10 protein-coding genes are annotated in these 10245 nt (G+C 69.0%); 3 read left to right on the top strand and 7 right to left on the bottom strand.

Going from position 1 to position 10245, the window contains the following annotated elements:
- Nucleotides 1-42: 42 nt before the first annotated feature.
- A complete protein-coding gene (locus FHR66_RS16325; RefSeq protein WP_184448868.1) occupies nucleotides 43-909 on the top strand; it encodes a DUF2884 family protein in 867 nt (288 codons plus the stop codon).
- Between the two features lie 87 nt (nucleotides 910-996).
- Here the strand turns inward: FHR66_RS16325 and FHR66_RS16320 are convergent, their stop codons facing one another.
- The gene (locus FHR66_RS16320; RefSeq protein ID WP_160967089.1) at nucleotides 997-1575 is read right to left on the bottom strand and encodes a DUF488 domain-containing protein; all 579 of its coding nucleotides are present in this window, start codon (nucleotides 1573-1575) and stop codon (nucleotides 997-999) included.
- Nucleotides 1572-1775 (bottom strand): DUF465 domain-containing protein, encoded by a 204-nt coding sequence (locus FHR66_RS16315; protein WP_160967091.1) that lies wholly within the window; start codon nucleotides 1773-1775, stop codon nucleotides 1572-1574. The genes FHR66_RS16320 and FHR66_RS16315 overlap by 4 nt, the downstream gene beginning before the upstream one ends.
- Nucleotides 1776-1939: 164 nt before the next feature.
- On the opposite strand from FHR66_RS16315, the gene bamE reads away from it, so the two are divergent.
- Nucleotides 1940-2518 (top strand): outer membrane protein assembly factor BamE domain-containing protein, encoded by a 579-nt coding sequence (bamE, locus tag FHR66_RS16310; protein ID WP_160967092.1) that lies wholly within the window; start codon nucleotides 1940-1942, stop codon nucleotides 2516-2518.
- Between the two features lie 136 nt (nucleotides 2519-2654).
- Here bamE and FHR66_RS16305 read toward each other — a convergent pair whose 3' ends face one another.
- Together FHR66_RS16305 and FHR66_RS16300 are read right to left on the bottom strand one after the other, a co-directional pair.
- On the bottom strand, nucleotides 2655-4046 hold the full coding sequence (locus FHR66_RS16305; RefSeq protein WP_160967094.1) for an XVIPCD domain-containing protein: 1392 nt from the start codon (nucleotides 4044-4046) through the stop codon (nucleotides 2655-2657).
- 12 nt (nucleotides 4047-4058) lie between these two features.
- On the bottom strand, nucleotides 4059-4532 hold the full coding sequence (locus FHR66_RS16300) for a hypothetical protein (protein WP_456361774.1): 474 nt from the start codon (nucleotides 4530-4532) through the stop codon (nucleotides 4059-4061).
- Here FHR66_RS16300 and FHR66_RS21150 point away from each other — a divergent pair.
- A complete protein-coding gene (locus FHR66_RS21150; RefSeq protein ID WP_456361773.1) occupies nucleotides 4531-4761 on the top strand; it encodes a hypothetical protein in 231 nt (76 codons plus the stop codon). The genes FHR66_RS16300 and FHR66_RS21150 overlap by 2 nt on opposite strands.
- Nucleotides 4762-4803: 42 nt before the next feature.
- Here the strand turns inward: FHR66_RS21150 and FHR66_RS16295 are convergent, their stop codons facing one another.
- The 3 genes from FHR66_RS16295 to FHR66_RS16285 all read right to left on the bottom strand — a co-directional run bounded on the left by FHR66_RS16295 (nucleotide 4804) and on the right by FHR66_RS16285 (nucleotide 10149).
- A complete protein-coding gene (locus FHR66_RS16295; protein ID WP_160967098.1) occupies nucleotides 4804-5367 on the bottom strand; it encodes a DUF6891 domain-containing protein in 564 nt (187 codons plus the stop codon).
- 419 nt (nucleotides 5368-5786) lie between these two features.
- On the bottom strand, nucleotides 5787-7991 hold the full coding sequence (locus FHR66_RS16290) for a methyl-accepting chemotaxis protein (RefSeq protein WP_160967100.1): 2205 nt from the start codon (nucleotides 7989-7991) through the stop codon (nucleotides 5787-5789).
- 571 nt (nucleotides 7992-8562) lie between these two features.
- On the bottom strand, nucleotides 8563-10149 hold the full coding sequence (locus FHR66_RS16285) for a choice-of-anchor Q domain-containing protein (RefSeq protein ID WP_160967102.1): 1587 nt from the start codon (nucleotides 10147-10149) through the stop codon (nucleotides 8563-8565).
- Between the last annotated feature and the right edge of the window lie 96 nt (nucleotides 10150-10245).

The following is a 10245-nucleotide window of genomic DNA, read 5'->3' as shown; positions in this document are numbered from 1 at the left end:
CGCCGCGAGCATGCTCCAGACTCCCTGCTGCGGATTCCGGCAATGCGCACAGCTCCCCTCTTCGTCCTGTTGCTGCTTGCCGCCTCCAGCGGACCCGCGTGGGCCGATCAGGGCGAACCCGATGGCAAGCACGACCATCGGCCGCAGGTGTCCTCGCGCCAGTGCGGCCTAAGCACGCCGTTCAACGTGCTGGCCGACAGCGGCGGCATCTGGCTCACCCGCGACGGCGGCGAGGGGCCGCGCGAGGTCTTCTTCCACGCCGGCGAACTGAGCGTGGATCATCGGGTGCAGCAGATCGGCCAGGCCGATGCGCAACGGCTGCTGGAGATGGAGCGCGAGACCCGCGCGCTGATGCCGGAAGTGGCCGATCTCTCGCACGAAACGGTCGACCTCAGCTACGACGTGCTCGGCGTCATCGTCGACGTGCTGACCGGCAGCGCCGGCAACGCGCGCAAGATCGAGCGGTTACGCAAGCAGGCCAATGCGTACGTCGACGGAACGCTTGGCATGGGGCGTTGGGACCAGACCGCATTCGACAGCAATTTCGAACGCTATGTTCAGACCCAGGCCGAGAGTTTCTCCGGCAGCATCGCCCGCCACATGATGTGGCAGATCGTCACCGGCCGCGCCGAGGCCATCGACAAGCGCGCCGACGGCATGGACGCCACCGTCGACGCCCGCCTCGATGCGCGCAGCAAGCGCGTCGAAGCCAAGGCTGCGGCGCTGTGCACGCGGGTCGCGCACCTGGATCAGTTGCAGCAGGCGCTGGAGTACCGCTATCACGGCCAGCCGCTGCGCCTGCTCGTGGCGACTCAGGACGGCGTGACCGGGCCCGGCACCACCAGCGTCACCAGCATCGATGCGCCGCGCGGCAACGCGGTCGCGGTGCCGCCGGTCCCACAGAAGTGAGTCCGGCGCTGCAGCGCGTGTCGCGATCCGCGGTGGACTCCTGAAACGACGTGCCAAACACCCTGGTCCCTGCTACCGAGGCGCGGCTCAGGCCTCGAACAGATCCCCAGTGCGCGGCCCGGGATCGGCCGCATCGGGCGGGTACGTCAGTTGCCCCTGCGCACCGACGCGTGCGGCCGGGTTGGGGACCGCCGGCTCCTGGCGGCCGACATCGATCAGATGCACGACCGGGTGGCCATGGTGCAGCAGGTGGTCGCAGATGATCTGGCGGTGGCACTGGCGCCAGTAGGCCTCGGCACACATGACCGCGCAGGCGCCGTCATTGCCGAAGGCCTGCAACTCCGCCAAGGCCTCGGCGAATTCGCTGCCCAGCGCGTAGTCGGCGTAGTTGTGGAAGCTGACGCTGCGCCAGTAGCCGTTGCGTTGCGGATCGACGCCCGGCTGCTTGCCGCGGCGCCCACCCAGGGCGCGGAAATGCCGGTAGGCGACGCCCGCGGCAGCCAGCGCCGGCGCCAGCGCGCTGCCGTCGAACTGCGGGAACCGCCGCGAATACGGAAACGCGCGCACGTCGGCCAGGTGGGTGACGCCCGCGCCCTGCAGGATCTGCAGGAAGGTCTCCAGGCTGCGCGTGGAATGGCCGACGCTGAAGAAGGTCGCCGCGCTCACGCCGGTTCGTCGGGGATCAGCAGATGCTCCAGGCGCAGGATGCAGTCCTTCAGTTGCAGCTTGCGCTTCTTCAGCCGCTTGGCTTCCAACTCGTCGTCCAGATTGGCCGGGATGCGCTGCAGCTGTTCGTCGAGCGCACGGTGCTCGCGACGCAGGGCGTCGATGCGCAGGGAGATCTCGGGGGGCGTCAGGGTGTCCACGAGGTTCGAGCATACACAGGCCACCGGTCCGTCGTCACCGTGCAGCGCGCCGCTATCCCGGGCGCGGGCCAGCCTGCACAATGCGCATGGGCGCCGCGGCGGAGGCGGCACCCTCCCACCCTCGTGCCACCCGCGGCAGGATCGCCGCGCCGAAAGGAGTCAGCATGCGTTCGTTCCGTTCCCCGTTCGTTCTCGCCCTCGCCCTGGCGGCAGCCCTGCCGCAACTGGCCGCGGCGGCCGATACCAAGTTCTCCGGCTTCCTGTGCTGCAACATGCGCAGCGACGGCAGCTGGATCAGCGACAGCAACTACGCCGAAGACGGCAAGCGGGTGATCCCGGCCGGCACCCCGGTGCAGGTGACCGGCTATGGCCGCTACCGCGTCAATGTGTTGATCGACGGCAAGAAGCAGTCCATCGGCAACGACTACAGCCGCGACCTGGGCAACGAGGCCTTCGCCCAGCGCTACGTAGTCGCGCAGGATCCCAAGCTGAAGCTGGCCGCCTACCCGCCGAAGATCCGCGAGGCGATCGCCGCCAACCGCGTGACCAAGGGCATGACCCGCGAGCAGGTGCTGATGGCGCTGGGCTATCCGATCAGCAGCGAGAACCCGAGCCTGGACGCGCCGCTGTGGCGCTACTGGCTCGACAGCTTCAACGAGTTCCAGGTGTCCTTCGACGGTGCCGGCAAGGTCGACAAGGTCACCGCCGATCCGAAGACCCAGAACCTGGTCTGGCAGCCGTAATCCCGGCGCGTCACTGCGCGCCATAGCGCCGCGCTCCCGATCCGGCGGAGGCGGCGCGAACCGTGCGCCATGGCCGCGGCCTGCCGCGACCATGGCGCACCGGGAATGCGGCGCGGCGCGCCGCCGCCCGCTGCAATCAGCGACTCAACACCTGCGGCGGCTCGGTCCGCGTCGGGCCTTGTTGCAACGCCTGCAGCGCCTGTTCCTGCTCCTGCACCTGGCGCTGTGCCTGGCCCTGCTGCGCCCCCAGTTGCTGCAGCTGCTGGTAGGTCTCCTGCGCCGGCCGCGCGATCGCCTCGCTGGTCGGCATGTGCGCGCGATTGGCATAGGGATCCGGCGAGACATCGCCGCCGCTGCGGTACACGAACGCCAGTTCGCCGCCCTGGTGGGAGGCAGTGGGCCGGTTGAAGCCCACCGACAGCTGATCGCGCTCGCTGAAGCCGCTCTGCCTGGCCAGCAAGGTCAGGCTGGCGGTCATGCGCTCGCTGTTGTCGTCCCAGCCCTTGCCGATCGCCTGTTCGGCCTGGGCCACGCCGCTGCGGACCCGGTCATGCAGGGCGCGGTCGGCGGCGCCCGGAGCGCCAGCTGGCTCGCCGGCACGCGGCGCGGGTGGTTGCGCTTGCGGCTCGGGCTGCTGTGCCGGCGCCGGCGCCGGTGCGGGACCGTCGCGAAATCCCGCCGGCAACAGGTCGCGCGGCACCTGCGCGGCATCGATGCCGACCGCCTTCAGGTCGGCATGCACCGCCGGCGGCGTGCGCTCGGGGTGCTGCGCCTGCGCCCGGTCCTCGGCGTTGGCGATCTGCGCCAGCGCGCGCTCGCCATAGTTCTGCGGATAACCGCGCGCGTCGTAGAACAGCTTGCCCATCGCCTCCACGTTGCGGGGGTTGTCGGCGTCGATCTTCAGATCCTTGCCGAAGCTCAGCCCGTCCCTGGCGGTGTAGGTGGCCTTGCTGCCCACGCCCTGCTTGTCGATGTAGCTCGCCATCTCGCTGCTGGCGTTGTACAGGTCCTTGAGCGTGGCCTTGGGGTTGTTGCGGGTGACGTAGTCGGCCAGGGTGTTGACCCCGGCGATCTCGTCCTTGGCCTCGCGGGTGCGCTGTTCCTGCCCGTAGGCCTGAAGCGTGGCGGTGTAGTCGTGCGGCGAGGGCGAGGCGGCGAGGCCGTCGACCTTGGCGGCGAACGCGGCGTCGCTGCGGTCGATGGCGGCCTTGTTGATCGCATGGCCGATCTCGTGGCCCAGCACGATGCGGGCGGTGTTGGCCGAATCGTCGCGCGGCGCGTTCATCTTGGCCGTGGCCAGCACGTCCATCGGCAGCTCGATCTGCCCGGTGCGCGGGCTGTACGAGCCGGTGCCCGCCTCGGGGCTGGGCGCGAAGCCGGACAGCTGCTGTTGCCCGATCGCCTGTTCCACGCGCGAGCGCAGCTCCGGCGTGTTGTCCAGCATCTGCCGCAGCGCCTGGCCTTCCCTCGGATGCGCCTGCGCGAAGGTGTCGACCATGCCCTTCAGGCGTTCGTCGTCGTGTGCCATCTCCGCTCTCCCTTATGCGTCGACCAGGATCTGCAGCATCTCCACGCACGCCTGCGCGTCGTGTTCGCCAGCGTCCTTGCCGAGGAAGGCGTACACGGCGACCGCGCCGCGTTCGAAATGCCAGCGGCCGGCGCTGCCCTGGCGCGGCGGCGCGATCCAGTGCGGGACGAAGCCCGCGGCGACCAGCGCCTGGCGATATCCCGCCAGCGACTGCGCGCACTGCGCCGGCGCCGCGCCCGGCGCGGGCGTGAAGCGCAGGTCCAGCCGCGACGGCGGTGCATCGTCGGCATCGGCGACCGATTCCAGGGTGTAGCCGCCACCGCCGGCGAGCGTGCCGGACGCGCTGAACGCGTGACCGCCCTCGTCCTCGACCTGCACGCCGGTCTGCGCGGCGACCTGGGTGGCGACCAGATCCTGCTTGCCGCCGATCGCCAGGATCAGCCGTACTACGCCTTGTGTCAGTTGCTCTGGCGACATCTCCGCCATGGCCCGCTCCTTGTCTGCAGGGGTGATCGAGGGGGAAGAGGAATGCGCGCCGGCACAGGCGGCCAGCAACGTGGTGGCCAGCACCAAGGCCGCGCGCAGCGCCGGGCGCGTGCCGGCTGCGTGCCGCGCGCTGCGGCGATTGCGATACAACATCCGCTCCATGAAACGCCTCTCCGTCAAACGCCTTCCGCGCATCGGGACGCGGTCGGGCATGAGCGTGCGATTGTAGCCAGGGCGTCGACGTCTGGCAGCCCAGGGCTGCGCCGCTGCGTCAATCCCAATCGGCGCGGCGCTGCCAGACGAAGCCGGGCAGGTCGATGCGCTTGCGCGGCGTGCCGTCCCAGTCCACGGTGAAGCCTGCCGCGCGCAACGCTGCGGCGACCTGCTGGCCGACCGCCAGGTCCGCGTCCTCGCGCCCGTCCAGATCGCCGAATGCCAGCATCAGCCCGCCGCCGTCGATCGCCCGCTCCATGTCCTGGCCGTGATAGAAGCAGTAGCCGTGGTAGCGCCGGTCCGGCGTGTCGGCCACCGCCTGGTTCACTTCGACGTGGCCGTCGGACATGGTGTAGCCGGCATTGGCCAGGGCGCAGATGCCGGTCTCGTGCAGCCGCTCGAACAACGCATCGAGCCGGTCGCAATCGGTCTGCGCCGGCCAGGTCTGCTCGGCCTGCTGCTTGGCCTGCCACTGGCTGGCGACCGAGGCGCGCAGCATCGCCTCGTCGCAGTCCTCTTCGAGGATGTCCTCGATCATCTCCTGGATCTCGTCCTGGGAGTAGAACCCCGACCAGACCCATTTGCGGATCGCGTCGTACACGTAGGCATCGGATTCGTTCATGGCAGCGCCTGCGGGCTTTCGGGACCATCCATGATTCCACACGTCAGCCGTCGCTGCAGCGCCTCGGGATGGGTCGCAGGAGGTCTCTGCGTCGTAGCAGATCCCCGCATCGCCCCCCTGCTTTGCAGACGCCGGCAGGAGCGGGAGCCGACGCACTGGCTGACTGTTGACGCCGGCGCGTCCCTGCTGCGAGACGCCTGCCTAGCCTCGTCTTGCATGTCCGCCTGACGCACGCGCAACGCTGCTCCACGACGGAACAGCAGGCGGCCGAGCCGACGGAAACTGGCGGGACCATGAACATCATCCGCGACCATGGGCCGCGCTCCTGCGAACGCACGCCGTGTACCATTCTCCCGGGGGAACCGGGAAGAGCCGTGGCGAGCGCGCTGCGGCCAGCAGCGCGCGCCATCTCGGCGTTCCTAGCAGGCTTGTTCGACCAGCAACGGCGCCACCTGACGCGGACCACGCCGGGAGGTCGAGGTACCGGCCGTGCCCAAGGGCTTGGCCTGGCGCCGCGCCGTCAGGTCCCCGTTGCTGCCGGACAGGACGAACACCTTCACCGCGTCGCTGAGCTGGATCGCCTGCTCCTCCATTGACTGGGCCGCCGCCGCCGCTTCTTCCACCAGGGCGGCGTTCTGCTGCGTGGCCTGATCCATGTGGGTGATGGTCTGGGTGACCTGCTCGATGCCGCTCGACTGCTCCTGCGAGGCGACCGAGATCTCGGTCATGAAGTCGGTCACGCGCTGCACGCTGACGACGATCTCGTGCATGGTGCTGCCGGCGCTGTTGACCAGCAGGGAGCCGGCGTCCACCTTGCTCACCGAGTCGTCGATCAGCTGCTTGATCTCCTTGGCGGCCTCGGCCGAGCGTTGCGCCAGCACCCGCACTTCGCTGGCGACCACGGCAAAACCGCGGCCCTGCTCGCCGGCGCGCGCAGCCTCCACCGCGGCGTTGAGCGCCAGGATGTTGGTCTGGAAGGCGATGCCGTCGATCACGCTGATGATGTCGGCGATCCGCCGGGACGAGGTCTGGATGCCGTTCATCGTGTCGATGACCTGGGCCACCACCGCGCCGCCTTGCGAGGCCACCGCGGTCGCGCCGATGGCCAGCTGATTGGCCTGGCTGGCGCGTTCGGCATTTTGGCGCACGGTGGAGGTCAGTTCCTCCATCGAGGCGGCGGTTTCCTCCAGGCTGGCGGCCTGCTGCTCCGTGCGGCGCGAGAGATCGGCGTTGCCGGCGGCGATCTCGCCGGCGGCGCCGGTGATCTGCCCGGACGCATGCTGGATGCGGCCGACGATCCCGGTCAGCTGGGCCACGGTGGCATCGGCATCCTCGCGCATCTGCGCGAACACGCCCTGGAACTGCCCCTCCATGCGCGTGGTCAGGTCGCCGCTCGCGATGTCCTGCAGCAGCTTGGACAACGCCTGCAGGTTGCCGTCGGTGGTCGCCATCAACTGGTTCAACCCCTCGACCATGTCGCGGAAGTCGTACTGGAAGCGCGCGCTGTCGCCGCGCACGGCGAAGTCGCCGGCGGCCGCGGCGTCGACCAGTTGCCCGATCTCGGCATTCATCGCCGACAGATTGCGCTTGACCTGGTCCATGGTCTCGGTGAGCGCGGCCTGCTCGCCGGGCAGGCGATCCATGTCCTGCGACAGGTCGCCGATCGCATAGCGTCCCATGATCTCGAGCAAGCGCTGCTGGAGGCTCACGTGCATGTCGAGCAACGCATTGCTCTCCCGCACCATGCGCGCGTACTCGCCGGGAAACGCGTGCTCGTCCATGCGCTGGCTGACGTCGCCGCGCTCGTGGTGCCTGGCCATCTGCGACTGCGCCGCCATCACCGCCTGCAGCTGCGCCTGCATGCGGTCCATGCTGGTCAGCAGGCGGCCGGTCTCATCCTTGGGCTGCGGCGGGATGCGATGGTCCAGCCGGCCCTGAGCGATGGATTCGGCGATTTCGGTCGCGCGCCCGAGCGGTCCGGCCAGGCTGCGGGTGATCAGCACGCTCAAGGTCGCGCCGAGCACCGCCGCCAGCAGGCCGAACCCGATCAAGGCACGATTGCTGAAGAGCAGGGCCGCCTGGATCTGCTCGGAGCTGAGCGCGTTCTGCCGGATCTGCAGATCGACCGCGTTCTGGATCACCTCCACGCGCCGCGCCAGCAACGGCGCGGCTTCACCGTACAGCAGTTGCCTGGCCGCCTCGATCTCGCCGGAACTGGCCAGCGCCAGTACCCGGCTGTTGACCGACCGCGCCGCCGCCTGCGCAGCATGAATCTCCTTACGCATGGCCAGACCTGCCGCCGTGCCTGGCAGGGCGTCGAGGGCCTGGCGAAGGCGGTCGTTGTCGGCGCGGATCTCCTGGATCTTGGCGGCGATCGCCGGACGCTTGTCGGCCGGCGACAGCATCATGTCGCGCAGGTAGCGCTCCGCGCTCATATTGTTGCGCAGCATGGTGTACAGCAGTCCGGTCTTCTGATTGTTTTCGTGGACGATCTTGTCGACCGCCTGGCGCACGTTGTGGAACTGGTAGAGCGCCAAGGTAGAGGAAGCGCCAAGCAGCACGATCAGCAGGCCGAACGACAGCGCAAGGCGCTGACTCACCTTGAAGGAGTGAAAGAAATGCATCGGGGGGGACTCGCGAGGGGGGTACCTTTATCGGTATCTGCATCGCGAACTTGACCCTCTGCGAGCGACCCAGGTCCCAAATCCGGAAAGTCGCAGGCACAGGCGTCGCCGGCGCCGCGCCATCGCGCGGCACCGCCGATGCCCACGAAAGAAGATACGCCACCGTATTGCCCGCGGCGCGCGCGGCAGGCTCGAATGGCGTTGTTGGCGCGCACTGCAACGCGCGGTCATGTCTGCAGCGGTGGTGAGGTCTGCACGGCGTCGGCCGCCGCCTGACAGACGTTGGCAGGCGCACCGGACAGGGTGCGGCGTATGTCGAGCGCACGGTCGCGGCGCGATCGCTCGGCGCGGGGGCCGCATGCAGCGGACTGGTCTGCGACCCGACACCAGCGCGGTGCGGCACGGCACCGTCGCGCCGCCCGGTGCCGCATTGCCGGATCTAAGCATCGGCGCATCTGCGCGGGAAGCGGCGTCATCGCACGCTCTCCGCATCCCGGCGACGGACGCGCGGTCGCATCGGCCAAGCCGGCGCGACCGCGCACTGCCCTGCGGCTAACGACGGCAGATCGGCTTACTTGATCTCCACCGCGCCCAGATCGCACACCGCGGTATTGCGCGGATTGCCGCGCTGGTCGATGGCGGTACAGCCGGCGCCGGCGTTCAGCGCGGGGCTGTTGGCCGCAGGCAGCTGGGTAAGCGTCGGTCCGCCATTGTTCGCAGGGGCGGACAGCAGCGGATCGGCCGCTTTCACGTTGCCCGTCGCCAGGCAGGCGTTCGGCCAGACCGCGCCCTTGGCCGAGTACTCGATGAGATTGTTGCCGGTGTTGCTCTGGTTGTTGCAGAACACGCGCTCGGTCTTGGAGTACAGGATGCTGTTGCGGATGTCGAACTTGTCGCCGAACAGCGTCACCCACGGCGTGTTCTCGGCGAAGGTGACGTTGTTGAAGCGCACGCTGGGGCTGCCCTGGTCGCCGTTGGCCGGCTGCCAGCCGACATGCTGGATGGCCGCGCCCACGCCCTTGGCGGAGTTGCCGTGGAAGGTGCTGTTGCTGACATCGCAGGCGCCGTAGCAATCCAGGTACAGCGCGCCGGCGTTGCCCTGTTCGGCGGTGTTGGACAGGAAGCTGGTCTCGGCAATGTTGATGGTGCCCGGCGTGGTGATGGCGGTGCCGGCATGCGAGGTATCGGTGAAGCCCATGCTGATGCGCGCACCGCCGCCCGGGCCACCGGTGGCGACGTTGTTGGCGAAGGTGGAGTACTTCACGTCGATGGTGTCCGGCGCATACGCCCACAGCGTGGCACCGCCGGACCCGTTGGCGGCGACGTTGTTGCGGACCACGGTGCCGCACATCGCCAGCGTGCCGCCGCTGCCGACGCCGCCCTTGAGATAGCCGGCCAGCGACGCACCGTCGGTGTCGATCGCCCCGCCGCCACCGAAGTTGCCGGCATCGGGGAAACCTTGCGGCGCATTGATCGCCTGGTTGTTGGCGAACTCCGAGCCGACGATGGTCAGCCGGCTGAGCTGGGTATACAGCGCGCCGCCGAGCCAGGCGGTGTTCTTGTAGAAGCCGCTGCGGACGATGGTCACCTCGGCGTCGCTTCCGGCGAAGATCGCGCCGCCGCCAATGCTGCTGCGGTTGGCCAGGAACTGGCTGTTGATGGCTTCCAGCTTGCCGCGGTAGCCGACCTTGATCGCACCACCGCCCCAGGTGCCCGGGTCGTAGGCCTGGTTCGATGCCGGCTGCACCGAACTGCCGTTCTGCAGTTTCAGGTTGCGCACCGACAGCGCGCTGCCGGCATTGACCAGCAGGATTCGGGTGGACTGACCGCCATCCAGGGTGATCTTGCCCTGGCCATCGATCACGGTGGGCGTGGTCGCCGCGATGGTGATCGAGCGGTCGATCGCGATGCTGGTCGGCTTGGTGCCGCAGTTGAAGGTGATGTAGCCGCCTTGTGCGACGGCGGCGGCCAGCGCGCTGGCGGTGCAGCTGGCCTGCGTGCCGTTGCCGACCACCGTGGCCGCGGTCGGGAGCGCCCAAGCCTGCGGCACGCTGCATTGTGGCGCCGCGGGGACGGCGGCGATCGCCGTGGCGGCGGTCATCAGGGCGATAACGCCAGCAGCATGCGCGCTGGCTTTCAGGGAACGCGTCGTGGTCATGATCGTGCTCGATAGGGTTGCGGGGGAACAACGCGACACGCGACAGTCATTCGACTGTCATGCATGTCGCTGACACCTCGAGTGCAGGACGGCCGC

The organism is Xanthomonas sp. F4 (genome assembly GCF_011761895.1).
This window is presented reverse-complemented; position numbering and strand designations above follow the sequence as displayed.

What these genes read in the sequence shown, in the direction of transcription:
- FHR66_RS16325 (WP_184448868.1), top strand. Translation starts at nt 43, where the DNA reads ATGCGCACAGCTCCCCTCTTCGTCCTGTTGCTGCTTGCCGCCTCCAGC.
- bamE (WP_160967092.1), top strand. Translation starts at nt 1,940, where the DNA reads ATGCGTTCGTTCCGTTCCCCGTTCGTTCTCGCCCTCGCCCTGGCGGCA.
- FHR66_RS16305 (WP_160967094.1), bottom strand. Translation starts at nt 4,046, where the DNA reads ATGGCACACGACGACGAACGCCTGAAGGGCATGGTCGACACCTTCGCG.
- FHR66_RS21150 (WP_456361773.1), top strand. Translation starts at nt 4,531, where the DNA reads ATGGCCCGCTCCTTGTCTGCAGGGGTGATCGAGGGGGAAGAGGAATGC.
- FHR66_RS16300 (WP_456361774.1), bottom strand. Translation starts at nt 4,532, where the DNA reads ATGGCGGAGATGTCGCCAGAGCAACTGACACAAGGCGTAGTACGGCTG.
- FHR66_RS16295 (WP_160967098.1), bottom strand. Translation starts at nt 5,367, where the DNA reads ATGAACGAATCCGATGCCTACGTGTACGACGCGATCCGCAAATGGGTC.
- FHR66_RS16290 (WP_160967100.1), bottom strand. Translation starts at nt 7,991, where the DNA reads ATGCATTTCTTTCACTCCTTCAAGGTGAGTCAGCGCCTTGCGCTGTCG.
- FHR66_RS16285 (WP_160967102.1), bottom strand. Translation starts at nt 10,149, where the DNA reads ATGACCACGACGCGTTCCCTGAAAGCCAGCGCGCATGCTGCTGGCGTT.